20 protein-coding genes, 4 tRNA genes and 3 pseudogenes are annotated in these 26,650 nt (G+C 39.3%); 4 read left to right on the forward strand and 23 right to left on the reverse strand.

The window, feature by feature from the left end; genetic code table 11:
- Positions 1–65: 65 nt before the first annotated feature.
- Positions 66–1,979 (reverse strand): PTS fructose transporter subunit IIABC, encoded by a 1,914-nt coding sequence (locus tag M3196_RS09835; protein WP_251322107.1) that lies wholly within the window; start codon positions 1,977–1,979, stop codon positions 66–68.
- A 102-nt stretch (positions 1,980–2,081) separates the two neighbouring features.
- Entirely contained in the window at positions 2,082–4,031 is a 1,950-nt protein-coding gene (locus M3196_RS09840) for a BglG family transcription antiterminator (RefSeq protein WP_276531317.1), read from the reverse strand.
- 97 nt (positions 4,032–4,128) lie between these two features.
- On the opposite strand from M3196_RS09840, the gene M3196_RS09845 reads away from it, so the two are divergent.
- The 3 genes and pseudogenes from M3196_RS09845 to M3196_RS09855 all read left to right on the forward strand — a co-directional run.
- Positions 4,129–4,989, forward strand: coding sequence for a helix-turn-helix domain-containing protein (locus tag M3196_RS09845; RefSeq protein ID WP_251322108.1), 861 nt, complete (start codon positions 4,129–4,131; stop codon positions 4,987–4,989).
- A gap of 46 nt (positions 4,990–5,035) precedes the next feature.
- The gene (locus M3196_RS09850; protein WP_251322109.1) at positions 5,036–5,425 is read left to right on the forward strand and encodes a VOC family protein; all 390 of its coding nucleotides are present in this window, start codon (positions 5,036–5,038) and stop codon (positions 5,423–5,425) included.
- Between the two features lie 4 nt (positions 5,426–5,429).
- Positions 5,430–5,636 (forward strand): annotated as a pseudogene (locus M3196_RS09855) (bacitracin ABC transporter permease); the annotation flags it as partial.
- Positions 5,637–5,698: 62 nt separating this feature from the next.
- Here the strand turns inward: M3196_RS09855 and M3196_RS09860 are convergent.
- The 18 genes and pseudogenes from M3196_RS09860 to M3196_RS09945 form a co-directional block, all read right to left on the reverse strand.
- A pseudogene (locus tag M3196_RS09860) lies at positions 5,699–6,025 on the reverse strand (zinc ribbon domain-containing protein YjdM).
- Positions 6,026–6,168: 143 nt separating this feature from the next.
- Positions 6,169–7,671: a malate dehydrogenase (quinone) gene (gene mqo / locus M3196_RS09865; RefSeq protein WP_251322110.1), complete on the reverse strand. Its 1,503-nt coding sequence runs from the start codon at positions 7,669–7,671 to the stop codon at positions 6,169–6,171.
- Positions 7,672–8,069: 398 nt separating this feature from the next.
- Positions 8,070–9,133 (reverse strand): annotated as a pseudogene (locus M3196_RS09870) (L-dopachrome tautomerase-related protein).
- Between the two features lie 173 nt (positions 9,134–9,306).
- Positions 9,307–9,786 carry a 23S rRNA (pseudouridine(1915)-N(3))-methyltransferase RlmH gene (gene rlmH / locus M3196_RS09875; protein WP_251322111.1) on the reverse strand — a complete coding sequence of 160 codons (480 nt, stop codon included), beginning with the start codon at positions 9,784–9,786 and terminating at the stop codon, positions 9,307–9,309.
- An 81-nt stretch (positions 9,787–9,867) separates the two neighbouring features.
- On the reverse strand, positions 9,868–10,032 hold the full coding sequence (locus M3196_RS09880; RefSeq protein WP_251322112.1) for a CxxH/CxxC protein: 165 nt from the start codon (positions 10,030–10,032) through the stop codon (positions 9,868–9,870).
- A 154-nt stretch (positions 10,033–10,186) separates the two neighbouring features.
- Positions 10,187–11,386 carry a S1C family serine protease gene (locus M3196_RS09885; protein WP_251322113.1) on the reverse strand — a complete coding sequence of 400 codons (1,200 nt, stop codon included), beginning with the start codon at positions 11,384–11,386 and terminating at the stop codon, positions 10,187–10,189.
- A gap of 157 nt (positions 11,387–11,543) precedes the next feature.
- Positions 11,544–12,341 carry an MBL fold metallo-hydrolase gene (locus M3196_RS09890; protein ID WP_251322114.1) on the reverse strand — a complete coding sequence of 266 codons (798 nt, stop codon included), beginning with the start codon at positions 12,339–12,341 and terminating at the stop codon, positions 11,544–11,546.
- Positions 12,342–12,357: 16 nt separating this feature from the next.
- Positions 12,358–13,203, reverse strand: a complete 846-nt coding sequence (locus tag M3196_RS09895) for a two-component system regulatory protein YycI (RefSeq protein WP_251322115.1) — start codon at positions 13,201–13,203, stop codon at positions 12,358–12,360.
- Positions 13,204–14,610: a YycH family regulatory protein gene (locus M3196_RS09900; RefSeq protein ID WP_251322116.1), complete on the reverse strand. Its 1,407-nt coding sequence runs from the start codon at positions 14,608–14,610 to the stop codon at positions 13,204–13,206.
- Positions 14,607–16,436, reverse strand: a complete 1,830-nt coding sequence (gene walK / locus M3196_RS09905; protein ID WP_251322117.1) for a cell wall metabolism sensor histidine kinase WalK — start codon at positions 16,434–16,436, stop codon at positions 14,607–14,609. The genes M3196_RS09900 and walK overlap by 4 nt, the downstream gene beginning before the upstream one ends.
- A 5-nt stretch (positions 16,437–16,441) precedes the next feature.
- Positions 16,442–17,146 carry a response regulator YycF gene (gene yycF, locus M3196_RS09910; protein WP_077360970.1) on the reverse strand — a complete coding sequence of 235 codons (705 nt, stop codon included), beginning with the start codon at positions 17,144–17,146 and terminating at the stop codon, positions 16,442–16,444.
- Between the two features lie 195 nt (positions 17,147–17,341).
- Complete coding sequence (locus M3196_RS22105; protein ID WP_251322118.1) at positions 17,342–18,790, reverse strand: peptidoglycan DD-metalloendopeptidase family protein; 1,449 nt, start codon at positions 18,788–18,790, stop codon at positions 17,342–17,344.
- Positions 18,791–19,028: 238 nt separating this feature from the next.
- A complete protein-coding gene (locus tag M3196_RS09920; RefSeq protein ID WP_251322119.1) occupies positions 19,029–19,616 on the reverse strand; it encodes a glycerol-3-phosphate acyltransferase in 588 nt (195 codons plus the stop codon).
- 168 nt (positions 19,617–19,784) lie between these two features.
- Positions 19,785–19,860: transfer RNA gene (locus tag M3196_RS09925), tRNA-Phe, on the reverse strand.
- A gap of 158 nt (positions 19,861–20,018) precedes the next feature.
- Positions 20,019–20,094 (reverse strand) — tRNA-Asp (locus tag M3196_RS09930).
- Positions 20,095–20,121: 27 nt separating this feature from the next.
- A tRNA-Glu gene (locus M3196_RS09935) sits at positions 20,122–20,196 on the reverse strand.
- A gap of 16 nt (positions 20,197–20,212) precedes the next feature.
- A tRNA-Lys gene (locus tag M3196_RS09940) sits at positions 20,213–20,288 on the reverse strand.
- A 595-nt stretch (positions 20,289–20,883) separates the two neighbouring features.
- Positions 20,884–22,170, reverse strand: coding sequence for an adenylosuccinate synthase (locus M3196_RS09945; RefSeq protein WP_251322120.1), 1,287 nt, complete (start codon positions 22,168–22,170; stop codon positions 20,884–20,886).
- A 219-nt stretch (positions 22,171–22,389) separates the two neighbouring features.
- Between M3196_RS09945 and M3196_RS09950 the strand changes: the two genes are divergently transcribed.
- Positions 22,390–22,794 carry a UPF0158 family protein gene (locus tag M3196_RS09950; RefSeq protein WP_251322121.1) on the forward strand — a complete coding sequence of 135 codons (405 nt, stop codon included), beginning with the start codon at positions 22,390–22,392 and terminating at the stop codon, positions 22,792–22,794.
- A 14-nt stretch (positions 22,795–22,808) separates the two neighbouring features.
- On the opposite strand, the gene dnaB is transcribed toward M3196_RS09950, so the two are convergent.
- The 3 genes from dnaB to M3196_RS09965 form a co-directional block, all read right to left on the reverse strand.
- On the reverse strand, positions 22,809–24,173 hold the full coding sequence (dnaB, locus tag M3196_RS09955) for a replicative DNA helicase (protein ID WP_251322122.1): 1,365 nt from the start codon (positions 24,171–24,173) through the stop codon (positions 22,809–22,811).
- Between the two features lie 63 nt (positions 24,174–24,236).
- Entirely contained in the window at positions 24,237–24,680 is a 444-nt protein-coding gene (rplI, locus tag M3196_RS09960) for a 50S ribosomal protein L9 (RefSeq protein ID WP_251322123.1), read from the reverse strand.
- Positions 24,677–26,650: a DHH family phosphoesterase gene (locus tag M3196_RS09965; RefSeq protein ID WP_251322124.1), complete on the reverse strand. Its 1,974-nt coding sequence runs from the start codon at positions 26,648–26,650 to the stop codon at positions 24,677–24,679. The genes rplI and M3196_RS09965 overlap by 4 nt, the downstream gene beginning before the upstream one ends.

The following is a 26,650-nucleotide window of genomic DNA, read 5'->3' on the forward strand; positions in this document are numbered from 1 at the left end:
TGCAAATATAAGTAAATGACTAGTTAAAAAAAGAAGGTGACCATTTATCACCTTCTTTTTAAATATTAATGGATTGTTTCTAAAAGCTTATAAGCTTCTTCTTTTGTTTGAACAGCTAATAATTCTTCTCTATAATTTTCATCCATAAGTTTGCGAGAGAGCATCTGAAGAATTTTCAAATGTTCGTTTCCTTCACTATGCTTAGGAACGGCTATCATGAATATTAATTTAGCGGCTGTTCCATCAAGACTATTCCAGTCTACTCCATCACGCTTAAGTCCAAATACAACACTTGGCGTTTTAACTGATTCTGATTTCCCATGAGGAATAGCTATATTCATGCCGATTCCCGTTGTACTCTCTTTCTCACGGCTTAAAATTGCTTGTTTGAATTTTTCCTTTGATGAAAGAATACCTGAATCATCAAGTCTATTTATCATTTCTTCAATGACATCATCTCTTGTAGAACCGTCTAAATCCAGATCAATTAGGTCAAGATTCGTAATATCTGTCAGCTTATTGATTGGTGTTTCTTCCTGAATTGTTTCATGTGAAACATTTTCCGATTCTTCCTCTGCTTCTTGATTTTCATTCTCTAAATCTTTTTTTAGGAAGTTAACTAAAAAGGCAGTAACGAATACTCCAGCAATAACAGCGACAAAGAACATCAGCACATTATCTACCGCTCCAAGCACCGCAACGATAGGTCCTCCGTGCGCTACTCGATCTCCAACATTTCCTAGCATTGCAATAACAGACCCCGTCATTGAACCTGCCATTATACATGGTATTACGCGCAACGGATCTTGTGCAGCAAACGGAATGGCACCTTCTGTGATTCCAAACAGACCCATTGTAAACGCTGCTTTTCCTGCTTCGCGTTCACCAGCTTGGAATTTTCTTTTGTTCAAGAAAGTCGCAACACCCATTCCGATAGGAGGGATACAGATTGCAGCTGCAATGGGACCCATGATTTCGTAGTTTCCTTCACCAATCATGGCTGAACCAAAAAGAAATGCTACTTTATTTACTGGTCCGCCCATATCAAAGGAGATCATCGCACCTAAGATTAATGCTAAAAGTAATGAGCTTGTCCCTTGCATACCAGCCAGCCACGCTGTTAATCCTTCAAATACTCCTGCAACAGGAGCACCGATCAGGAATACAAACGCTAAACCAACGATGAGTGAAGCTAATACAGGAATAATGATGATTGGCATGATAGGCTGAATGGCCTTTGGAACTTTAACTTTTTTGATAGCTAATGCAACATAACCAGCCAGGAAACCTGCGATTATACCTCCAAGGAAACCCGCTCCCGCTTCACTGCCATAAAAACTCCCGTTGGCAGCGATATATCCCCCGATAATACCAGGTGCAAGTCCAGGCCGGTCAGCGATACTATAGGCAATAAATCCAGCTAAGATTGGTACCATGAACGTAAAGGATGCTCCGCCAATCTTTTCTATCGTCTTCCAAAAGGAATCGTCCGGAATAACGATTCCTCCAGGAGTTTTCTCTCCTCCAAGTGTAAGAGCAATCGCAATCAGCAGTCCTCCGACTACGATGAAAGGCACCATAAAGGAAACTCCGTTCATGAGATGACGATAAACCGGGTTTTCTTTTTTATCTCTTTTCTTGATCTCTTTGATTTTAGAACCTGCTTTATATGCAGGTACTTCTCCATTCATAACCTTCTTTATAAGCTGTTCAGGTTTTCTAATCCCGTCTTGTACACCTGTAACCAATAGCTTTTTACCGATGAACCTGTCCTTATTCACTGTTTTATCGGCTGCAATGATGATACCATCCGCTTCCTGAATATCTTTTTCGGTAAATTCATTCTCAACCCCAATGGATCCTTGAGTTTCTATCTTTATTTGGATTCCCAGATTATCGGCTGCTTTTTGTAAATTTTCAGCAGCCATATACGTATGGGCTATTCCATTCGGGCATGAAGTAATAGCTAAAATTTTCATATCTATTCCCCTTTGTTCAATCTGTAATCGCTTACAAACAATATACAATGAAAATTTAATATAAAAAGTTTAAATTTTTTCCGGAGCTTCGGTAAAAATGAATTATTTGTCTTCAATTACTTGCCGATAATGGGATAAGAACTTTACTATTTCATTTTCCTCTACTAATTTTTGAATCGCCGCAGGCTGTGAGGACAAATAGGAGATCTCCCGGAACAATTGCTGAGTATCAAACTTATTATCGTTTTTAATTGCAAGCATAAACACGATAGAAACTTTTTCAGATCCCCAATCTATCGGATTTTTTAATGTTGCGACTGCAATAGCTGAATGCTTAATGAAGCTCGGATGTCCATGAGGTATAGCAATTGAAGACCCAATTGAAGTAGCCGACATTTTTTCCCGTAGAATTGCATTTTGTGAATACTCTTTTTCGGCATACCCCTTTTTATAGAGTGTGTTTGCCAGTTTTTCTATTAATTCATATTTACTGGTGTATTCCTCTTTTAAAAAGACTAAAAAGGGTGTCGTATATTTTAATAAAACTGATTCTTTAAAGTCATTTTCCTCTGGATTTTCCAGCTTTTTAATAAACTCCTGAAGCCTCTTTTCATCCGTAGCTGTTAATAGGGGCGACACAACAATATGAGGTACCTCGCTCTCTGGCAAAGAGACTGTACTTATTACGAGATCTACATTCTCTTTCTCTAAAAAAGAAGCTAAATCAGCTCTTGCTATACTTCCTGCTACATGGACAGAATGGAAATTTTGTTCGATTTTTGTTCTTAAAAGCCTAGACATTCCAACACCCATATGGCATACGATAAGTATATTTTTTGTTTTGCCTCTTTTACCTTTTAGCCGTTCGATCGATGCCTGAAAGTGAAGTGTTAAATAGCCTGCTTCCTCTTCTGGGATATCTAAAGAGTGTATCTGGTTCACTTCTTCTAAAACATGAATCACCATATCGAACATATACGGGTAAAGCTTCTTAATGTCTTGAAGCATTGGATTTGATACGGAAAGCCCATATTTCAACCGGTTTAAAGTTGTATACAAATGTATCTGCAATCCTTCTTTTAATGCTGTATCATTTTGAAAATCAACCATACATAACTCTGACAGTTTAATAACTAATTCCTGAGTGACCTGATCAAGAAAAGGATTTTGTTCTGTATCTCCCTCAGTCCGGTAATCACGAAACTTTCCGCCTAATAAATGCAGCGTTAAATAAGCAAATTCTTCATCAGGAAATTTCATTGAAAAGTATTGTTCAAGTTTTAATAAACATTCTTGAGCCCATTTATATTCTTTTTTATTTGTTACGTTAGAGATTTCATCGCTTGACATCGAAATAGATTGTTTTAATTTAGTTCTTTTTATCATTAGAAGAATGTGAGCAGTCAATCCCTCCCTTGCTTCATCCGTAAAAAATAGAGAATGCCTTTTTTGAATGTTGTTTAATTCTTTTTTTACTATTTCAATCTCATGTGCAGAAAACTGCTGTTGAATAAAGGAATTGTTAAGTTCCCGGTTTGTGAGCAGCTCTGATATACGAGCTAACGCAACTCTCTTATTCCTTTCAGTTCCCTCAGCGATTAAACCGACATTTTGCTTCGTGATCAGTTTTATACTGTATTTATCCATCCACTTTTCTAAATAATTTAAATCTTGTTTTACGACTGCTTTATTTAGAAAGTATCTCTCAGATAGTTCTTGAACGGTTATAGGCTTACTGTTCATCAAAAGATGATATGCTATCTGGATTGCCCTCTCTTCATCAGCCGGTAGTTTTTCAGAAGCTTCAGCAAGGTTTAACCTATCAAAAAGCTTAGCATGATCTTCTTCGCTCATTTCCAGATATACTCCCAATCCTGGTTTGCGTATTAAAATTGCTTGTGAATTCTCTGCAAGATATTTTTCTATTTCTTTCAAATCACTCCGAACGGTTTTTTCAGAGCAGCCTAATTTATCAGCTATATCTTGTACTAGCAAATGCTTTCCAGCCTGATTTAACAGCATTCGGAGTGTTGTTATTTGTCTCTCATTCATTTTTATCACCTGTTTGCAAATTGAGATTATTCTCAATACCTATCTCTATTATGTATAATTTACCTATTAGACAATCATTTTTGCGGGAGACGATACTATGGGAGATAGCTCATCTAATTTTATATTGCATGCTAAAAGCAGCCAGTTCCACTGGGAAGGAAACGGCCAGCTTTCAATCAAAACCTTTTCCAATGGAAAAGCGCATTATAAAACCACTAAAGGATATTATGCAGTTGAAGAAAGCAGATACCTCCTGCTTAATAACGGCCCCTACGCAATAACAATCGATGATGAAACCGAGGTTGAATCTTTTTGCATTTTTTTTAAAGAAGGGTTCAGCGAGGAAATTTATCGTGGGTTAAACGAGTCCTCAGATCAATTGCTGTCTGACCCGTTTAAAGAAACAAGCTCTATCGGTTTTTTTGAAAAAACGTATAATCAAAGTAACACAATCTCTCACCAGATTCAGATGTTTAAACAGCGCTCTGCCGACAACGATTCACTTTGGCAGGAGCAACAGTTTCATGCTATTATGCAGTCTATTTTATTTGAACATATGAAAACATTAAAGGAAGTTGATTCTCTTGATGCTCTGCGAAGTTCCACCCGAAATGAAATCTATAAGAGGATCATCACCGCGCATGATTATATTCGAGCTTATTATAATAAGCAAATAACACTTGATAATATCGCCAAGGCTGCTAGCTTATCAACTAACCACCTGCTTCGAAATTACGCAAAGATATACAACAAAACTCCATACCAGCACATCACGGAACTTAGGATTCAAAAAGCATTTTTACTCTTAAAAAATTTTGATTACAGCATGACAGATATTACATTTGAAGTTGGTTTGAATAACCCTGTCTCCTTTAGTAAATGGTTTAAACAGCATACGGGTACTTCTCCCCTTCAATTTCGAAAAAAGGTGATATTGGATAAGAATGAATTAGTTTAATAGATTATGATCATTTTAGTAAAACATTTTAAAGGGGAGATTACTCATGACAACTCAAACAAAAGTTATTCAAAAGGTTGGTCAAATCGGTGTACCTGTTCAGAATCTGGAGCGGGCACTTGAATTTTACAGAGACAAACTTGGATTGCAGCTTCTTTTTCATACAGACAGACTCGCCCTTCTACAATGTGATAGTGTCCGGATATTACTGAGCCTTCCGGAAAAAGAAGAGTTTGCGCAATCAAGCTCAGTTATCTATTTCCAAGTAGAAGACCTCACAAAAACCTACCATGAATTAAAAGAAAAAGGTGTATCCTTTATAGATAAACCTCATATTGTTGGTAAAATGGAACAAACAGAAATATGGATGGCGTTCTTTAAAGATACGGAAGATCATACACATGCTTTCATGAGTGAAGTGCAAAAGCAATCGTAAAGTAGGACATCTTTTAAAAGATGTTTTCGGAATACCATTAGTGATCGGACGGCTTCATAGTTATTTCGCCGTTCAATCTGGCTGGTTTCTATTTGGGGCTGAAGTATGGACATCTATAGTAGTGGTTATGGTTATTTATACAGTTCTCTACTCTGTATTCGGTATGTTATCCGTGCTTTATTACAAAAGCTTAATTTCAGAAGCTTTATGATTTAAGCTCCAGCAGGATAGTTGGAGCTTTCTTAATTTTCCCTTTATTTTCTATTATACTTTTTAAACAAATTCGGATTTTAATTTCATTGCACCAAACCCATCGATCTTGCAGTCAATATCATGATCACCTTCTACAAGACGGATGCCTTTTACTTTTGTACCAATTTTAATAACCGATGATGTTCCTTTTACTTTAAGGTCCTTGATTACAGTTACTGTATCTCCATCGCTTAAGACATTTCCATTAGAATCTTTAATAACTTTAGCATCGTCGTTGCTTTCGTTTTCTTGTGACCATTCATAAGCACATTCCGGACAAACAAAGAGACTTCCATCTTCGTATGTGTATTCAGAATTGCATTTTGGTCAGTTAGGCAAGTTAGACATTTTGGTCCCCCTTATCTTCATTTTATTGTAACACCATTTCTTTTCATTAATAAAAAAAGACGAGAAAGAATCTTCTCGCCCCTGTGATTGAATCGTTGGCTTACTAACTAAGATTTTTGAAAAAAGAACCTTCAATCAAAGAATTAACTATAGACCAGTTCTTTTTCGCTAAGTCCAAGCGTCTGCCCTGTTGAAGAATGAATCTCTTGGAAAAGCTCTGGGTTATCCACTAGTGATACACCATAAGAAGGAATCATTTCTTTTATTTTCGGTTCCCACTCATGCATATACTGCGGGAAGCATTTTTCTAATACTTCAAGCATAACGTGAACGGCAGTAGAAGCACCCGGAGAAGCGCCGAGTAATGCAGCTATCGACCCATCAGCGGCACTAACAACTTCCGTACCAAATTGAAGAGTTCCTTTACCGCCGGCATCAGTATCTTTAATAACTTGTACACGTTGGCCCGCTACCACTATCTCCCAATCCTCGCTTTTAGCGTTCGGAATAAACTCGCGCAATTCTTCCATTCTCTTTTCATTCGATAACAGTACTTGCTGGATCAGGTATTTTGTAAGTCCCATCTCTTTTACACCTGCCGCCAGCATAGTAAAGAGATTATTCGGTTTTACGGAACCGATCAAATCAAAATTCGAACCGGTTTTCAAGAACTTTGGTGAGAAGCCGGCAAATGGGCCAAACAGCAAAGTTTTTTGGTTGTCGATATATCTTGTATCTAAATGCGGTACAGACATTGGAGGAGCACCGACCTTAGCCTTACCGTACACTTTTGCATGATGCTGTGCGACAACCTCTGGATTGTTACATACCAAAAATAGTCCGCTTACCGGGAATCCTCCAATGTGTTTTGACTCAGGAATACCGGTTTTTTGCAGTATAGGCAAGCTTGCGCCCCCAGCCCCGATAAAGACAAATCTTGCAGTATGGCATTCGATTTTACCACTATTGATATCATTCACTTTCACTTCCCACAAGCCGTCGCTGGTACGTTTAATATCCATAACACTATGCTTGTAGTTGATCTCGACGTTCTCACTCTTTAAGTGGTCGAACAACATGCGGGTTAATGCACCAAAGTTGACATCCGTTCCCGAATCGATTTTTGTTGCCGCAATTGGTTCATTTAATGTACGTCCTTCCATGATAAGCGGAAGCCATTCTATCAGTTTCTCAGGGTCATTGGTAAATTCAATCCCTTGAAACAAGGGATTGTTTGAAAGCGCTTTAAAACGTTTTTTCAAAAATGCTATATTTTCTTCTCCTTGCACTAAACTTATATGAGGTAATGGCATGATAAAATCTTCCGGATTACGAATCAGATTGCTGTTTACAAGATATGACCAAAACTGTCTTGAAAGCTGAAACTGTTCATTAACTTTTACAGCTTTACTAATATCTATAGATCCGTCCGGTTTTTCGCTTGTGTAGTTAAGCTCGCATAGTGCAGCATGCCCCGTACCCGCATTATTCCATTCGTTAGAGCTTTCTTCTCCTGCGTTTGCGAGTTTCTCAAACACTTTGATTTCCCATTCTGGTGCTAACTCTTTCAGTAATGATCCCAAAGTCGCGCTCATGACTCCGGCACCAATTAAGATAACGTCTGTTATTTTCTGTACGCTGCTCATAATTACCTTCCTTGTCGCCTATATTTGAAAAAAAGAGCAGGCGCTCCTGCTTAGGTAGCACAAAAAGCAAGATGCCTTCTAGGAACATACCTTTTCTGTCAAAATTAAAAACCATACATAGTCTATTATAATTATTTATAGATAAAAATATCTAGTATTATCTGAAATTATAAACGATTTAAGCACGTAAAAAAATGAGAAGTCTTTCCACTAGGCTTAAGAACACACAAAAACCAAGGCCTTCACTCGGTTTTTTACACGTGTTAAAGGATTGGTGTGCCATTACTTGTGATAAGGTTGTCCGTAGTGTATCTAAATGACAATTTTACAAAAATATAATTTTAACTGACAAAAAAGGCAGCTCCCTGATGAGGGATAGCTACCTTCGTTTAAGATTATTATGAAAAGGTAGGAGCAGGGAATTCATCAATTCTCATACGAAGTAAACTATATGGTTTTTCCCGCAGGTCTCTTCCATAATGAAATCTCGCCTGCCGATGTAATTGATTCACAATGACATATAAGATAAAATTCTCGGGTCATGTGCGATGGTTTCCATTGCGCCATTTGGTAATATCTTCCGGATACTGTTGTTTTCATAGTCTCCCGCATAAACGGTTCCTTTTGCGCCGGTGATCATTCCATCAGACGCACCTTTTTCCCCCCAATACTGCACATATTGGGATAAATTCATGTCCTGTATCCTTCTGTCTCTTAGGGCTACTGTTGAGATTGAGAACAGTTGACGGCTGGTTAGCGGAGCATAAAATAAAACCTTTCCATCAGGAGAAATCGCTAAACTATCGGAAGCCAATCTAAATGGGAAAGTCGAGCCGTCCGGGTTTCGATTCATCAAAATTTTACCTTCTACTTTCGGTAAAAAATAGGGATCAGGTGAAGTTGATTTTGCCCCATTTAACCGTCTAAACGCGTCCCCATTTTCTAAATCTACGACGATAATAGCCCCTGGCCCTCTTGAAGAAGAATCCGTAATATATGCATAGCCTGCTCTTCCAACCCGAAAATCCAAACGGACATCATTCAGATAAGTTGTTGGCAAGACAACATCTTCTGTAAAGGTATATACTCTCCTTATTGTATTCGTGCTTAAATCAACAGCAACTAATTTTGCTCCCCCTTGAATAGGTTCAGAAAAATTTGTTGCCCCTGTATCTAGTACCCAAAGTGTTCCTCTTCCATCAGCAACGATACTTTGGACACTGACGAAAGACATTGTAATATTACCAATATTAACCAAATTGGTTTCTAAACTGGGATAAGGCTGCAATTCACCCTCAACAATTTCCGCCACAGCAAATTGAACGTCGTCTCCCCATTTCGGAAAACAAACAAAAATACGACCGGTTTCGGAAACGCTGACACCTGTAGGCATAGCCCCATAAAAAGCATGCACCAGTTCAAACTGCCCAAAATATTTTTCCATAGGTAACATAGGTTGCATGATATCCTCCTCATCAAATCCGAACGGATATCAACTATATATGACGAAAATTTTTTGTAAGTGCCTGGTTCTTGATAAATTATTCTATCGTGATGGATGCTGTGGGTTTCAATTTCCCATTATAAAAATGTTGGTTTTATTAACGCTAGAATGAAATTATTTAAGAACCTCATTTACTTATGATAAGGTTCATTTCTATTTATCCGGAAAGCACGGTAAATTTGTTCGATCAAAACCAGTTTCATCAGCTGATGCGGATATGTAATCTTCCCAAAAGAGATCTTTTCATTCGCCCGCTTCATAACTGCTTCACTTAAGCCTAATGAACCACCAATAACAAAAGCGACTTTACTTTTTCCGTACGTTGCCAGTTTATCTAGATTTTCCGCCAGATCTTCTGAAGATATTGCTTTTCCCTCTATCGCCATGGCAATGACATGCACATCTTGTCCAATTTTTGCTAAAATCCGTTCACCTTCTGCATTTTTTACTATGACCATTTCTTGATCACTTAACGTTTCAGGTGCTTTTTCATCTGGAACTTCTATAATATCTATCTTAGCATAAGGCCCAAGCCTCTTTAAATATTCGTCTATTCCCTGCTTTAAGTATTTTTCCTTTAGTTTCCCTACAGAAACAATTGATATATTCACTTGTTGAAAACTCCTTTTCGCAATAAGTTATCCCCAAAACTTATCCACATATGCACATTTTAGCCCATATATTGTAGGCGCTCATATGTTCGATACTTTATATGCACCTGGTTCATCACAATATTCACAGGTTGTTGATAACTCGCCTTTTCCTGTTAGTAACTCCACAACTGGTGCTGCTTCAAACTCATCCACAATAACGTCAATCGCAAGCTCAGCATGCTCTTTGCAGCATATTATCTTCATTCTCGTATTCTCCTTACTTATCCACAATTCTCTTTTAACACTAACGAAATCTCTTTCATATGTAAACCGATATATATGTAAAAAGTTGTCCACATGTGGAATGTTCTATTCAAAATAAAAACAGGAGGATTGATGTCCCCCTGTTCATTCAAATTTATGTTTGTTTGCCTAATTCTACTTTTGTCGTTCTCTTTTTGCCTTCGCGATAATAGACTAATTCAACCTCTTCACCGATTTTAGTCTTCGTGTAAAGGAATTTACGAAGTGCGATAGGATCATTGATCCTTTCGCCCCCCATTTCAACGATAACATCCATTTCTTTAATGCCTGCACGTGCAGCTGGCGATGTAGGTGTGATTTCCATTACTACGATTCCACCCTTTACACTGTCTGGAATCTTTAAGGTCTGTTCACGATGGTAAGTATTTACCTGAGAGAGAGGAATGATATTTACTCCTAAAAATGGTCTTCGCACCTCTCCATACTTTTCTAGATCTTCAATTATGGGTCTTGCTACATCTGAAGGAATCGCAAACCCTATTCCTTCTACTTCTTGCTGAGCAATTTTAGATGAATTAATTCCAATTACCTGGCCTGCTATATTGATAAGAGCTCCACCGCTGTTTCCAGGATTAATGGCCGCATCAGTCTGAATAACTTCTGCTTGCCAATCCGGGTTGCCATCTTGATCAAGGTCAACCGGGATAGAACGGTCTGCACTTGAAACGATTCCTTGTGTCACTGAGCCCGGAAAGTTACCTAACGGGTTTCCAATTGCAATAGCAGGCTCCCCGCGTTTTAAGTCTCCAGATACACCAAATTCAGCTACATCCTTAATTTTACTTCCGTCGATTTCTACCACCGCTAAGTCCATTAAGGGATCTGTACCGCGAAGCGTCCCTTTAAGTTTCGTTCCATTACTTAAAGTGATTTCAATTTGGCTGGCATCTGCTACTACATGATCGTTCGTTACAACGTAGGCTTTATCGCCTTCTTTTTTATAAATAACTCCTGACCCTGTTCCTGCTGGCTGCTGGCTCCAAAAATCGGTTTGTTGAATATTGACTACTTCTACCACTGCATCAGATGCTTTATCTACGGCATCGGTTACGTTTGTAGTAAGATCAACATCCACGTTCTTTTCAATCGCATTTTCGTCCCCGCCTAAGCCGTTTTCTTCTCCATTTGAAGGATATAAGTTATCCGGCAGCAAACCCGCGCCACCCAAAGCAGGGACTGTAAATAATACAAGCAAACCGCCCAGAATCGCTCCTAGCAAAGCTGGTAGAAACTTTCCTCCACGGTTTCCCTTTTGTCGAGATGAGGATTCATGATCTCCATCATAATAACCCATGTAAGTCATCACCGTTCCTTTCAACAATGAAGTGTTCGAATTCATAACCCATTATAAGTAATAAGTCCTTAAAATTTGGACATTTTGGGTTATTTTTCATAATTTCCCACACTTATTGTTATTTCCTGAAACGGTTTACTTTAAACAAGTAAGTTGATTAAACGACTGCCAGCTTTGTAGGCTGACTTGCGTCTGTATCATGCAAAATGACTTGATCTCCTGTTGAGATATCATATGTTTTAAGCGTTTGTTCAACCGCAAGACGGGCGATGTCTTTCATGTTGTTATCTTTGCTGAGATGAGCTAAATATATATGTTTCGTGCCGTCACCAATTACATCGGCAAGAGCATGTCCGCAATCTTCGTTCGAGATATGTCCATGGTCCCCTAAAATACGGCGCTTAATGTTCCAAGGGTATCTCCCCATCATAAGCATATTGATATCATGGTTGGATTCAATAACAAGAGAATGACTGTCACGGATGATGCCTTTCATACGGTCGCTCACATAGCCAGTATCCGTCATAAGAGCAAGCTTCCTGCCATTATGATGGAATACATAGAACATCGGCTCTGCGGCGTCATGAGACACGCCAAATGACTCTACTTCAAGATCATTAAACGTTTTAACCGTATCCATCTCAAACTCAAACTTCTGTTCCGTATTCACTTCTCCAATTAAACCGTTCATCGCATTCCACGTATTTTTATTGGCATATATTGGAATCTTGAACTTTCGAGCGAGGACACCCAGTCCTTTTATATGGTCGCTATGTTCATGAGTGACTAAGATCCCGTCGATATCGCCTACTTCCCCGCAAGCAGCTTTTTCGAAAAGGATCTGTATCTGCTTGGCGCTAAGACCTGCATCAACAAGCAGTCTTGTTTTCTCTGTTTCTACGTAAACCGCATTCCCCGAGCTCCCGCTTGCGAGGACGCTAAATTTCAAACTCATAACCGCATGTTCCTTTCTATTCCTCTTTTTCGGTTAAGACTTGAATGGAACTGTCAGTTGCATTAACCAGGAATTGTCCGTTTTCTGTTTCGATAAACCAGGTTGGCGCATAAACTTGAAGATCCCCCACACCTACTAGACTGTAATATCCCAGTGTAATATCTTTAATTTTATTGCCTTTTTCAACATCACCAGTGTCTAGTAACCGTCCCAAAGCTTGTTTGGGAGTGATAATTTCTTGGTAAGCTCCTTGGCGCATAATACCTAAATAGGTTTGTGTAAACTCCGTTAAATTCCCTTTGTCGTCGAGTTTAAATTTTATCATGCCATTAGGTGTTTTATAATCTAAATTTGATCCTTCCAACTTTTCAAAATTAGCAGCATTATAAAATATGGGTTTCTCTAAATAAATCTGGTTAAACCAAATAATATTGTTTTCGTTGTCCCATTTATAATACTTATACTCTTTGCCGCGAGTAACATTTTCCTCTAAGAATTTTGTTAATTCATCAATAAGGTCTTTTGTATCTTTTTTTGGCAACTCCATAGGTTTTTTCAACTTATAAACTAGTGTAATATCTGTGCTTTCATCTTCAACAAGTGAAATATCTTTTGAACCGAGTTCTTGCTCTTCTTCGGTAAATTTGTAGCGTTGTGCACTAATTAAGGTTTGTTCGGGTTTGTATTTTGGAATTTTATCCTCATAAGCAATCTTATTAATCGCGAGCCTTTCTTCTAAAGGCTGTTCAGAAAGTCTAGCGATATTATTAATATCATTCTTTTGATAGAGCTGGTATCCCAAAAATAAGTTTAAGACAAGAAAGGTAAGGATAAAAATGCTTTTTGTTTTCTTCCAATCCAATTAAAATCCTTCCTCTCTGTCTTCTTTAAACAATGGCTGCCATCCATATGTTTCATAATTAATACCATAATTAAAAAACCACTTTGGTTCGAGCACATAGAAGTGAGATCCCCGTTTTCTCATGGTATATCCAATACGAAGATCCATAATGTAATTTCCGTTATAATCCGATTCTTTCAGTTCTCTTACAACTGCTTCTCCAGATTGTAGCGTAATTTCTTCAGTTAACGAAGAAGCACTTAAATCGAGTTGAACTAAAGAACGTTCATACTTCTGCAGCTCACCTTTATCCCATGTCAAACTCATCTGTATATCATGTTCGAGTACGGGCAGGTTTTCGACAAACAGCCAGAAGTCAGTTGTATTGGTTTCTAAATTTGATATTATATACGGATTTCCCCAGCCAGCATGTGTATTAATATACTCAATTGATTGAAAGAGCGGCGAAATCTGTCTTGAGTTCGGATTTGCGGATCCAGCAAAGTTTGTATACTCAAAACGGTTCCGCAGTTTATTAACCACCATTGCAGCAGTTCCATCTGCATAAGTAATTTCATTATCGCTCGTTGCACTCTTTACAGCTTGAGGATCCTTAAAGAGTGCCTGCTTATACATTTCATAAGTATCTTCATTTGTAGTATTTGAAATAAAGTTATAGCTTTTCAGCTTAAGATTATTTTTCGGCAAGTAGAAGCGTCGCTGTATTTCATTCCTGGCATCATCTGACCGCTGTTCAATATCATAAGCAATATAAGGAACCAGTCTGCCATTGGTAACCATGTCATCCATGCCTTTTATTAAAGGAAGTAAATTATTATTAGATGCCTTTATCTTTTGCATCTTCTTTGAGTGATAGGAAACTAAATATCCTTCGATATTACTTGTTTTTTCATTTTGATAAAGAAAAATTCTATCTACAAATTGTGGTTTGTTTGTCATAATTTCAGACTCAAAAGAAAATACATCTTTATAGATTTCCTGTGTCATTCTTACAGGGTATACCACTTCGACATAAGGATCGCCTCTAAAGAGGATTTCTTCGGGATCAAATGACATGTGGTTTTTTAGACCCGGTTCGATGGTGAAATTTGTTTCGTTCAAATGATTATGGAATTCTTCAATTGTATCATTGGCTTCTATCCCAAAAAGTTTGTTGCCTTTATGATAAATAACCTGAGTTGGGTTGACTACCTCTTTCGTTTCGGCAGGATCATCAACTTCCTGCTTTTTTATTGTTCTGGCATCCTCTATTAAAGGATGGCTCGGTTTAAACGTCCATAGACTCCAAGTAAGCACAAGACTTAATAAAATCAGAGAAGTTAATGTAATCGATTTAATAAGTTCATAGTTCTCACGGAAAGCAGTAATTATTTTTCTGGCATGTGTAATCCATTTTACCCAGTTCATTGCTGACCCTCCCTAACTTTTCTTAAAGGAAGAGTAAAATGTATAGTCGTTCCCTGTCCCCATTCACTTTCAGCCCAAATGTCTCCACCATGCGCAAGAACGATTTCTTTTGCAATAGCAAGACCGAGTCCAGTTCCTCCAATATCTCTGGAACGGGCGCGATCGACACGGAAAAAGCGATCAAAAATTTTAGACACGTTATTCTTTGGAATCCCTACTCCCTGATCAGAAATACTTACCTTCACTTTCCTACCAATTATAGAAACAGTAAACGCTATGGTTCCGCCTTCCGGAGAATATTTCATTGCATTAGAAATGATATTATCAAGCACCTGAGTCATTTTATCCGTATCCATCTGTACAGGAATCACTCCTTCAGGAAGAGAGCGGGATAATTCAATGTTCTCTTTTTCAAGCATCTCAAACCGGTCAATAATACCATTCAAGAAGTCTACTAGATCAATTTCACGGAAATTAAACCGATAGTCTTTGCTGTCCATCTTTGATAATTGGAGCAAGTCGGTTACAAGGCGAATCATGCGTTCTGTTTCATTCTGGGTAACCTCCAAAAAGCGCGGTGCAATGTTGTCATCCTGCCACGCTCCATCAGCAAGAGCTTCCAGATAGCTTCTCATCGTAGTAAGCGGTGTTCTTAATTCATGCGAAACGTTAAACACGAACTCTCTTCGCTCATTATCGATCTGTTCTTGTTCTGTAACATCATGCAATACACAAATCAGACCGTTAATCGGCCCATCGTCTTTTTGAATGGTTGAAAAGTTTGCCCGGACAACATAATGAAGATCATCTGTACTGAAATCGAGCAGCATGGATTCATATTCGTTATAGAGTTCTTCCCACGTGTAATTTGTATTTAACCGCAATAATTCCATAAGTGACGTTCCAAGAGCGTTTTGTCTTGAAATGTTCAGCATCTCTTCAGCACGGTCATTCATTAGAATGATCGCTCCATCCCGGTCGGTTGCGATTACTCCATCTGTCATATATGTTAAGACCGAACGAAGTTTTCTTCTTTCACTCTCTGTAATAGCTGTCGCTTCCTGAAGCTTTTTGGTTAAGTTATTAAATGTCATAGCAAGCTGACCGATCTCATCATCACCATATAGCTGTACTTGACGGGAAAAGTCACCTCTTGCCATAACGAGAGCCTGTTTTCTCATATCTGCCATAGGACGCGTAATCGTGCGTGCCAAAAAAACACCAAGAAGTCCTGTAATAATAAGTGCTATTACAGTACCGGTAACTAAAATGTTATTGATTCGCTGTATCTGTTTAAAAATGCTTTCAATCGAAGCCTCTAAATATATCGCTCCGATTGTTGATCCATTAGTCCCTATTTTAATCGGTTTAGCAAGAACCATGACCCGCTCGCCTTCCGGAGTCAGCATGACCTCGTCATCCACGGTCCCTTCAAGCGCCAGTTTGATTTTAGGATTGAAGCTGACCTGGCCTAGTAATCTAGGATTACTGCTTGCCAGTACAATACCTTCTTTATTTAAGACCTGAACTTCTTTCTCTTCAAATTCCTCATCAATTAACGCTTGAATATCACCTTCAAGCGTTACATCTGATTCTTCCCCTTCTTCTGTTTTTTTATAGCGTTTTTCGTCCTTCATTTTTTGCTCAATATTAAACTCCAGCAAGTTTACTCTATCGTAAAGTGATTTCGTAAAGTTCTGCCGCAGGTCAGTCTCTAAGTTGTTAATAAAATAAACACTGATCACCTGCATCGCGATTAAAATGAGCAAAACATAAATCAATACAAACTTTACATGTATTGATTTGAAAAAATTGACTTTATCCATGATGATTACTCCTGATCAGGATTTCTTAGGTAATACCCCACTCCGCGTCTTGTAATGATCCATAATGGATGGCTCGGATTATCTTCCACTTTTTCCCTCAGTCTGCGAACGGTTACGTCGACGGTTCGAACATCGCCAAAATAATCGTAGCCCCATACAGTCTGCAGCAAGTGTTCACGCGTCATGACTTGTCCGATATGTTTAGCTAAATAATGAAGCAACTCAAACTCCCGGTGTGTCAGTTCAATCGTTTCTCCGCGCTTTGTAACAATATAAGCGTCAGGATGAATCGTAAGAGAACCAATTGTAATTTCGTTGTTCTCATCTACCTCACGCTCAGATTCCTGCTGGTGGCGGCGAAGGTTCGCTTTCACACGTGCAATCAGCTCGCGTGTACTGAAGGGCTTCGTCACGTAATCGTCTGCCCCCAGCTCAAGTCCGAGTACTTTATCTATTTCAGAATCTTTTGCAGTCAGCATGATGATCGGCATATCGTATTTCTTGCGTATCTCACGGCATACTTCCATACCATCCTTTAATGGAAGCATGATATCGAGCAGAATCATGTCTGGCTTCTCTTTTTCAACCTTTTCCAGCGCATTGATGCCATCGTATGCACACATTACCGTGAAGCCTTCTTTTTCAAGATTAAACTGCAGAATATCTGCAATCGGTTTTTCATCATCCACAACGAGAATTTTCTTATCCATGGGAACGCTCCTTTTTCGGAAACTCTATTTTAATGTATAGCTGAATGAATTTTGAATTTTAGTTTTGTATAAATTGCTATATCTCTACTATTTTATCATAAGTGAAACTTTCTCCATAATACCGGGAAAACCTTTTAATTCAAGCAAGAAAAACCTCCCAGAAAAAAATCTCTCCCAGGAGGCAATGCGCTTATTTTATAAATAGTCTTCAGGATTTTGAAGCACTCCGTTTTTGTATACCTCAAAGTGCAGGTGAACACCTGTAGACTGCCCTGTTGAACCCATTACACCAATTTTAGAACCTTTTTGAACGACATCTCCTGTCGATACAGAAATAGAACTTAAATGTGCATAGATTGTTCTCATCCCATTATTATGGTTGATGATGATTTTGTTGCCGTAGTCTCCATCCCATCCTGCAAACGCTACAGTTCCGTTATCTGCTGCAAGAATAGAGCGATTCGATGGACGTGCTATATCCATTCCTTTGTGCTGGCGTCCCCAGCGTGAACCCATGTGACTGGAAATGTAACCGCCAACTGCTGGCCACGATAGGGTGCCTGTCCCTTTAGAAGGAATCACTTTCGTTCCGATCTTCTGAATCTCTGTTACAGGCGCTTTCACTTGTTCGTGGTTCAAAATATCTTTTTGGATTGTCTTGCCGTTAGATTTTCTAACCGTAAACGTAATATCCTCTAACCCTTTTTGACCTTTTTGAACCGTTTTGATTTCGCCCTTTTCAAGCGTATCGTCTTCTTGTTTTTCTATTTTAAAAGGAATCTCATTTTGAGTTCGAGTTGCTTCATACACAAGTACTTGTGTATAAGGTTTCTTCTCTGTAACGGTCACTTGATCTCCTGTTCGAATGACAGGTACCATCACCATTCTAGGATTCAATGTGAAAAATTGCTCCATTGTCAGATGATACTTTTCCGTAATAGATTCTACCGTTTCGCCTTCTTGGATGGTATGGTTCTTTTTCTGAATCGTACCTTCCTTTATACGTGTAATGGCTTCATCAACTGAAACCAATTCACTTAAAGACGTTTGAGCTTTTCTAACTAAAATTGGCGATGAAAAATCAATATCTACAACTTTACTTTCACCTGGCTGCAGTTCAGGTATCTCAAGTTCCTTGTTTTCAGCTTTACTTTTTTCAATCGCATCCAGTTCCTTTTTTGAAACATGCTCCAGTTTCATTTTTAACAGGATATCTTCTGCTTCCTTCTCACTTGATACATAAGCTACAGTTTGCCCATCAATTACTAGACGGTAAGCTTCTAATGAAACAGTCAATGTTTTTGATAGTGCTTCTCTTGCTGCTTCATTATCAAACTGTGGTCTGAACATTTTTTCAGGCTTTAGTTCAATAGATTCGTTTAATGTAAAAGCAAAATCACCTTTTTTGCCTTTTGCGTTCTGGAGGTGCTGTTCAACAGCACGATCTACTACGCTTTTTTCACGGACGGTTCCAATTTTCTTTCCATCCACATAAACATGAAATACCGTTTTAATCAATTGGTTATCATCATGATGTGCATATGTTACCGAATTCATCGTAAATGTAGTTGATAGCAAGATAACCGCTATAAAAAACGGAATTGCTTTTTTAAATAATCTTTCAGTGGCTTTTCGTTTTCGCACCCTTTTAGTCCCCCTAAAGATCCTCTGCTATATCTAATCTAAGTCTATTATCCTATGACAATCTACTCCGTAATCACCTTTTGTATCCTATCATATTACTTTTCCATTTGTCAGAATTTATCGGTTTTTGTAATGTAACTGTAAAAAACCGGATGTTTAAAAAGAAAGAATAGAGGAGATGCAAAGAGCGTAAAAAAAGAGTAATAGAGATGTTACCTCTTATTACTCTTAAACGATTTTATTCTCTTATCATGATTCGTTCTTTGATATCATCCTTTTGTACATACACGACCATCAAACTGATTGGAATGAGGATTAATGTTTCTATCCATTGTTTCTCTAACAGCCAATAAAAAAAAGGTGAGAGCGTAAATGCGAATAGACCTGCCACTGTAAGACTTCTTTTTATCGAATAAAAGAGTAGAAAAGCCACCCCAACAAGCACGGCAGACAGCCAATTAAAAACAATCAATCCGCCTATAAACGAAGCTACCCCTTTTCCTCCATGAAACCTAAGAAAAACGGGATATAGATGACCCATGATGACAGCTAAAAATCCAAGCAATTGAATGTGTTCAGGAAAACCTAGTTCAATGCCCGCCCATACAACCGCAGCAGCTTTAATAATGTCGCCGGCCAGCGTCAGGACAAATCCAGATGGTCCAAGAACACGTCCCGCATTACGGGCTCCGATATTACCGCTCCCCATTACTCTTAAATCATGACCCTTAAATAATTTAGCTACAAGAAACCCTGTCATCAAACCACCGACAAGATAACTTACGATCAAATAAAGAACCCATTGAAATTCCATTTGTATGATCATCTGCCTTCCTCATCCCAGTCTGATAACAATATATTCGCAGCATAGTGTTGTTAACCCTGTTGTTTAAATAAAAACTTTCCTTAAATGTCTATGCGTAAAGTACAAGCTTTAGTATAAAAAAAAGCATGCCTCTAAAGGCATGCCGCATGTTCTAGGATTAAAGTAAAATGGTGGCTCGAGACGGAATCGAACCGCCGACACGAGGATTTTCAGTCCTCTGCTCTACCGACTGAGCTATCGAGCCAAGTTGTTATACTGTCCGTAGGTACCCTGTCTCTTCCTCTAAAAGCGAAGTGTTAAGGTGTATCCGTCGAGACAACTCGTAGTTTAATCACGTTGTATTGCTCGTGACTGAGCTATCAAGCCAAATTTTTTTAAAAAAACAAAATTGTTAAGAAAAAATGGCGGACCCGACCGGGGTCGAACCGGCGATCTCCTGCGTGACAGGCAGGCATGTTAACCACTACACCACGAGTCCAGAAACTAAAGATTATTAAAATAAAAATGGTGACCCGTACGGGATTCGAACCCGTGTTACCGCCGTGAAAGGGCGGTGTCTTAACCGCTTGACCAACGGGCCACTTTTTAGAAAAAAGTGGTGAGCCATGAAGGACTCGAACCTTCGACCCTCTGATTAAAAGTCAGATGCTCTACCGACTGAGCTAATGGCTCTTGCTAATCGTGTCCGTCGGTACCCTGTCTCTTCCTCTAAAAGCGAAGTATGTAAGTGTATCCGTCGAGACAACTCGTCATTCAATCACGCTGTATTGCTCGTGACTGAGCTAATGGCTCTTGCTAATCGTGTCCGTCGGTACCCTGTCTCTTCCTCTAAAAGCGAAGTATGTAAGAGCGTATCCGTCGAGACAACTCGTCATTCAATCACGTTGTATTGCTCGTGACTGAGCTAATGGCTCTTAGAATAACAATGTCGTTTTTTCACGACAAGTGTTACTTTATCACGATATTGAGGGTTTGACAATATGTTTTTGTTTTATTTTTTTATAAAAACTTTTCAAGTTGCTGTTTTTATATAAAATAGCTATAGCATGTCTTCTATTAACAGTCTATTTTGCATATAATGTCGAAAATCGTGTTTATTGCAAATAACGTGGGATTTTCTCGTTTATCGTGGGATTAATTTTCCGTGTACTTTCCATATAATCATTAGCTCGATTTGTCTTCTTCACACAAACATTAACAAGAGAAAAAACTCTATAAAACAAAAAAAGAGCTCCTTGCGAACATGGAGCTCCTTTTTTATCATTTTTTATGCAAATACGCCTCTTACCATGTTTGTTTGTGCACGGTCAGGTCCTACTGAGAAGATAGATAGCGGAATGCCTGTTACTTGTGAGATACGTTCTACATAATGACGGGCATTTTCCGGAAGCTCTCCGAGATCTTTCACTCCAGTAATATCTTCAGTCCAGCCTGGCATTTCTTCAAATACCGGCTCGCAATCAGCAAGTACTTTAAGGCTTGCTGGGAACTCATGCGTGATTTCACCTTTGTATTTATAAGCCACACAGATTTTCAATGTTTCAATGCCTGTTAGTACGTCGATTGAGTTCAATGAAAGATCTGTAATACCTGATACACGACGAGCGTGACGAACGACTACAGCGTCAAACCAGCCCACACGGCGCGGACGTCCAGTTGTTGTACCGTATTCGCGGCCAACTTCACGAATTTGATTTCCGATTTCATCATGAAGTTCAGTTGGGAACGGACCATCACCGACACGTGTTGTGTAAGCTTTTGAAACACCTACAACATGGTTGATTTTAGATGGACCTACACCAGAACCGATTGTTACTCCGCCTGCGATCGGATTGGATGATGTTACGAAAGGATACGTACCTTGGTCGATATCAAGCATAACCCCTTGTGCCCCTTCGAAAAGAACACGGCGGCCATCGTCTAGAGCATCATTTAATACAACAGATGTATCCACAACATACTTTTCGATTTGCTGGCCATATTCAAAGTACTCGTCTAAAATTTCTTCTTTAGTAAAGCCTTCTGATTCGTAGATACGCTCAAACAAGCGGTTCTTTTCAGCCAGGTTGCGCTCAAGCTTTTCTTCAAATACTTCACGGTCTAATAAATCAGCGATACGAATGCCAATGCGCGCTGCTTTATCCATATAAGCAGGGCCGATACCCTTTTTTGTTGTACCGATCTTGTTAGCACCCTTGCTTTCTTCCTCTAAAATATCCTGACGAAGATGATAAGGAAGGATAACATGAGCACGGTTTGAGATACGAAGGTTATCTGTACTTACTCCATGGCTGTGAAGATATGCAAGCTCTTCAAGAACAGCTTTCGGATCAACAACCATTCCGTTTCCGATTACACAAATTTTATCCTTATAAAAGATTCCTGATGGAATTAGGTGAAGCTTATATTTTTTACCTTCAAATACAATTGTATGACCAGCGTTGTTTCCGCCTTGATATCTTGCTACTACTTCTGCTTTTTCTGAGAGATAGTCAGTAATTTTACCTTTACCTTCGTCTCCCCATTGTGTTCCCACTACTACTACTGATGACATGGTTGCACCTCCATCAAATTAACGACCGGCGAATTTATCGCCTAATCTTGAAAACCATGCTTAGTTTAGCAATAACTTAAGCGAAAGTCAACGAAAAACACGAACATTAAATGCATAATTATAACATTTGTTCGTAAAATATTTACATTCCCATAGTCAAAAGATTAAAAGCTTTATCGTATCCTGTAGTATACACCTTGTTTAGGAGGTCTAATTCAATTGTTTATTGAGAAATTAATGGTTGCTTATATGGATGACGCTGCTAACCATATCTATTATTTAGATAAAAGTGAACAAATAATCCTTCTCGATGCGATCGAACCAGGAGGATTGCCTAATTTAGAGTTTTTAGATGCTGATGAACCTGAACGATTTATTGAGATTCCAAAAGTAATGAATGTGGAATCTTTCAGCTGGATGGTCGAGTTTGAAAGTCAGAATCAACATAATGAATTATTGCATGCACTCAATGAAGATAATCCATTTGCACGATTTAATGAAACAATCGAACAGCTTAACTTAACGGAAAAGTGGCAGGCATTTCAAAAAGAAAAAGTGAAAATCCGCATTGAAAATTGGTTATCTGAAAAACAGATTGTAGAAATGGAAAAGCAGCTGGACTAATCCAGCTGCTTTTTTTATGCGCCTGGCGGTATGGCACTCTCATCGTGTCGCCTGTCCAGGTTAACGAATTTATTGTATTCTTTTACAAAAGCAAGCTCTACCGTTCCTGTGGGGCCATTACGCTGCTTTGCAATAATGATTTCGATAATATTCTTACTCTCCGTTTCTTTATCATAATAATCATCACGATAAAGGAAGGCTACAATATCGGCATCCTGCTCGATGGAACCTGATTCACGTATATCAGACATCATCGGACGCTTGTCCTGACGGGATTCTACACCACGAGATAGCTGAGACAGAGCAATAACAGGTACTTCCAGCTCACGGGCTAGAGCTTTTAATGAACGGGAGATTTCGGAAACTTCCTGCTGGCGGTTTTCTCCGGACTTCCCGCTTCCCATGATAAGCTGCAAATAATCAATCAGTATCATTCCTAAGCCTTTTTCCTGCTTAAGACGTCTGCATTTTGCACGGATATCATTGATTCTAATACCAGGCGTATCATCAATATAAATTCCAGCCGCTGAAAGGCTTCCCATCGCCATTGTAAGCTTCTGCCAATCCTCAGGCAGTAATGCACCTGTACGAAGGCGCTGAGCATCAATGTTTCCTTCCGCACAAAGCATACGCATAACAAGCTGCTCTGCTCCCATCTCAAGACTAAAGATTGCTACATTCTCCTCCGTCTTAGTCGCAACATTTTGAGCGATATTCAGGGCGAACGCTGTTTTACCTACTGATGGACGGGCAGCAACGATAATCAGATCGTTTCTTTGGAAACCAGCCGTCATCCTGTCCAAGTCATTAAATCCTGTAGGAATACCTGTGATATCACCTTTACGGTTATGAAGAGCTTCAATGTTGTCATAGGCATGCACTAAAACATCTTTAATCGCCGTAAAAGCACTCGTGTTTTTACGGTTCGCAACTTCTAGAATTGATTTTTCGGCTTCGTTCAAAATCGCTTCTACTTCTTCTTCACGCGCATAGCTGTTTGCCGTTATTTCAGTAGCTGTCCGAATCAAACGGCGGAGGAGCGACTTCTCTTCAACAATTTTACTGTAATATTCGATGTTTGCAGCAGTTGGAGCACTGTCGGCAAGTTCCGTTAAAAAGGATAAGCCGCCCACTTCATCCAGCTGGTTATTATCCGATAGCTCAGAGGTCACTGTTATGAGATCGACAGGCTCTCCTTTAGCGTTCAAGTCAAGCATGACACGATAGATTCGTTGATGCGTTGCCCGGTAAAAATCTTCCGGAAGCAAGATCTCCGATGCGGTAATCAAAGCTTCAGGTTCTAGAAAGATCGCGCCCAGTACTGCTTGTTCAGCTTCAATATTTTGTGGTGGTATACGGTCGGCAAATAAATCGTTCATTCGTCTGTTCCTCCTCTCCTCTTTTTTTATAAACACGGAAAAACCGGGAAATCCCGGCTTTTTTTATTCTTCCGTTACGTGTACTTTAACTGTTCCAGTTACTTGTGAATGAATCTTTACTGGCACATTCGTGAATCCGAGTGATTTAATTGGTTCAGCTAGTTCGATTTTACGCTTGTCGATTTTAATGCCTTGTTCTTTCAGACCGTCTGCAATTTGTTTACTTGTGACAGATCCAAATACACGGCCGCCATCACCAGTCTTTGTTTTAATCGTAATGGTAATGGAAGCAAGCTTTGCTTTTAGCGCTTCAGCTTCTTCCAGCTGAGCCTGCTGTTTTTTCTCTTCGCTCTTTTGCTGGCCTTGAAGTGTTGCCATAGCACCTGGTGTAGCTTCTGAAGCTAAGTTCTTAGGAAAAAGAAAGTTGCGGGCGTATCCTTCAGAAACGTTCTTTACTTCCCCTTTTTTACCTTTGCCTTTTACATCTTGAAGAAAAATTACTTTCATTCCTCTTCTCCCCCTTCAATATACTCATCAATGATCTGCTTTAAATGTCTTTCAGCTTCATCAATCGTGCTGTTTTCGATCTGGCAGGCGGCATTTGTTAAATGACCTCCTCCTTCTAATCGTTCCATGATCATCTGCACGTTGATATCCCCAAGCGAGCGTGCACTGATGCTTACTTTTCCGTCAATTCGGTTTGAAATAACAAAAGAAGCTTGAATGCCGTTCATCGTTAATAAGATATCTGCAGCCTGAGCAATCACCACTTGATTGTAAGCATCCTCAGGAGTACTTTTGGCGATTACGATGCCTTTTTTATAAACTTCAGCACTCTCAATCAGCTTAGAGCGTCTTGTGTACGTATTTAAGTCTTCTTTTAAGAACTTTTGCACCAAAATAGTATCTGCACCATGCGCCCTTAGATAAGATGCTGCATCAAACGTACGAGAACCCGTTCTGAGCGTGAAACTCTTCGTATCTACAATAATTCCCGCAAGGAGGGCTGTCGCCTCGAGCATGCGCATTTTAAGCCGCTTAGGCTGATATTCCAGCAGCTCTGTTACAAGTTCTGCAGTCGAAGAAGCATAAGGCTCCATATAAACAAGAACAGGATCCTTAATAAACTCTTCTCCTCTACGATGGTGGTCGATTACCACAACATGATCAAGCTTTGATAAAAGCTTCTCTTCAATAACCATAGATGGTTTGTGTGTATCAACAACGACAAGCAGCGTATCACGTGAAGCGATCTCAAGTGCTTCTTCCGGGCTGATAAAGAACTTCCATACGGATTCCGTTTCTTTGATCTCATCCATCAGTCGCTGAACACCAATATCGATATCCGACTGGTCAAGAACAACATATCCGTCTTTTCCATTTACTTGAGCCACTTTTAAAATCCCGATCGCCGATCCGATCGAATCCATATCAGGGTTTTTATGCCCCATGATCATCACTTTGTCGCTGTCAGCTACTAATTCACTAAGAGCATGTGAAATAACCCTTGCTCGAACACGGGTACGTTTTTCAACAGGGTTCGTTTTACCACCGTAAAAACGCACTTTTCCATTCGTTTGTTTAATGGCCACCTGGTCACCTCCGCGCCCAAGAGCAAGATCCAGACTGGATTGTGAAAGCTGGCCAAGTTCAGGAAGTGAAGAAGTTCCTGCCGCTACCCCGATACTAAGGGTAAGAGAAACATTCTGCTTAGCCGTTGATTCTCGAACTTCATCGAGAACACTGAACTTATTTTTTTCTAATTCATATAAAATCCGCTGGTTAAACACAGCTAAAAAACGTTCTGAAGATGTTCTCTTAAGGAAGATGCCATGCTCGTTCGCCCACTCATTCAAAACAGAAGTTACTTTAGAGTTAATCGTCGAACGGAACTGGTCATCCAGCCCTTGCGTTACTTCTTCATAGTTATCCAGATAGATAATCGCCATAACTGTCTGCTCTTCATCATATAAACGTTCAAGATCAAGCTGTTCAGTTACGTCAAAAAAGTAAAGAAGCCGGTCTTCCTTTTTAAAATTCACTTGGAATTTATGTGTATTAATCTTTATTACTTCTTCCTTCGCATCACTTTTAATATAAGGAATAAGTTCTTCTGAAACATGGTTTAGAGAATGCCCGATAAAGGATTCTTCCTCAATCAGCGATCCCATATATGGGTTCGCCCACTCAATCTTAAAATCCTCATCATACAAAATAATCCCGATCGGCATTTCCATAAGCGCTTCTTCGCCTACCTTCTTCAGGCGATGAGAAAGCGTAGAAATATAGTCACCTAGTTCCTCCTGAAAACTAGCTTCGGCCCTCATGGCATAATAAAATAAGCCGCCTAATAGCACAAAGCCTGCCATTCCAATCATCCATTGAAAATATGTGATGATGCTCACCAGCACAACAGAAGTAACAAATAAGGCGATGACGGGATAACCATGCCACCGTTTTAACAAAAACTTTGGCAT

This window comes from Fictibacillus nanhaiensis, assembly GCF_023715445.1.
Classification (GTDB): Bacteria; Bacillota; Bacilli; order Bacillales; family Fictibacillaceae; genus Fictibacillus; species Fictibacillus nanhaiensis_D.

Excerpts from the sequence above, each read along its gene's own strand:
- M3196_RS09835 (WP_251322107.1), bottom strand. The coding sequence starts at position 1,979 with ATGAAAATTTTAGCTATTACTTCATGCCCGAATGGAATAGCCCATACG.
- M3196_RS09840 (WP_276531317.1), bottom strand. The coding sequence starts at position 4,031 with ATGAATGAGAGACAAATAACAACACTCCGAATGCTGTTAAATCAGGCT.
- M3196_RS09845 (WP_251322108.1), top strand. The coding sequence starts at position 4,129 with ATGGGAGATAGCTCATCTAATTTTATATTGCATGCTAAAAGCAGCCAG.
- M3196_RS09850 (WP_251322109.1), top strand. The coding sequence starts at position 5,036 with ATGACAACTCAAACAAAAGTTATTCAAAAGGTTGGTCAAATCGGTGTA.
- mqo (WP_251322110.1), bottom strand. The coding sequence starts at position 7,671 with ATGAGCAGCGTACAGAAAATAACAGACGTTATCTTAATTGGTGCCGGA.
- M3196_RS09880 (WP_251322112.1), bottom strand. The coding sequence starts at position 10,032 with ATGAAGATAATATGCTGCAAAGAGCATGCTGAGCTTGCGATTGACGTT.
- M3196_RS09885 (WP_251322113.1), bottom strand. The coding sequence starts at position 11,386 with ATGGGTTATTATGATGGAGATCATGAATCCTCATCTCGACAAAAGGGA.
- M3196_RS09890 (WP_251322114.1), bottom strand. The coding sequence starts at position 12,341 with ATGAGTTTGAAATTTAGCGTCCTCGCAAGCGGGAGCTCGGGGAATGCG.
- M3196_RS09900 (WP_251322116.1), bottom strand. The coding sequence starts at position 14,610 with ATGAACTGGGTAAAATGGATTACACATGCCAGAAAAATAATTACTGCT.
- walK (WP_251322117.1), bottom strand. The coding sequence starts at position 16,436 with ATGGATAAAGTCAATTTTTTCAAATCAATACATGTAAAGTTTGTATTG.
- yycF (WP_077360970.1), bottom strand. The coding sequence starts at position 17,146 with ATGGATAAGAAAATTCTCGTTGTGGATGATGAAAAACCGATTGCAGAT.
- M3196_RS09920 (WP_251322119.1), bottom strand. The coding sequence starts at position 19,616 with ATGATCATACAAATGGAATTTCAATGGGTTCTTTATTTGATCGTAAGT.
- M3196_RS09945 (WP_251322120.1), bottom strand. The coding sequence starts at position 22,170 with ATGTCATCAGTAGTAGTAGTGGGAACACAATGGGGAGACGAAGGTAAA.
- dnaB (WP_251322122.1), bottom strand. The coding sequence starts at position 24,173 with ATGAACGATTTATTTGCCGACCGTATACCACCACAAAATATTGAAGCT.
- rplI (WP_251322123.1), bottom strand. The coding sequence starts at position 24,680 with ATGAAAGTAATTTTTCTTCAAGATGTAAAAGGCAAAGGTAAAAAAGGG.
- M3196_RS09965 (WP_251322124.1), bottom strand. The coding sequence starts at position 26,650 with ATGCCAAAGTTTTTGTTAAAACGGTGGCATGGTTATCCCGTCATCGCC.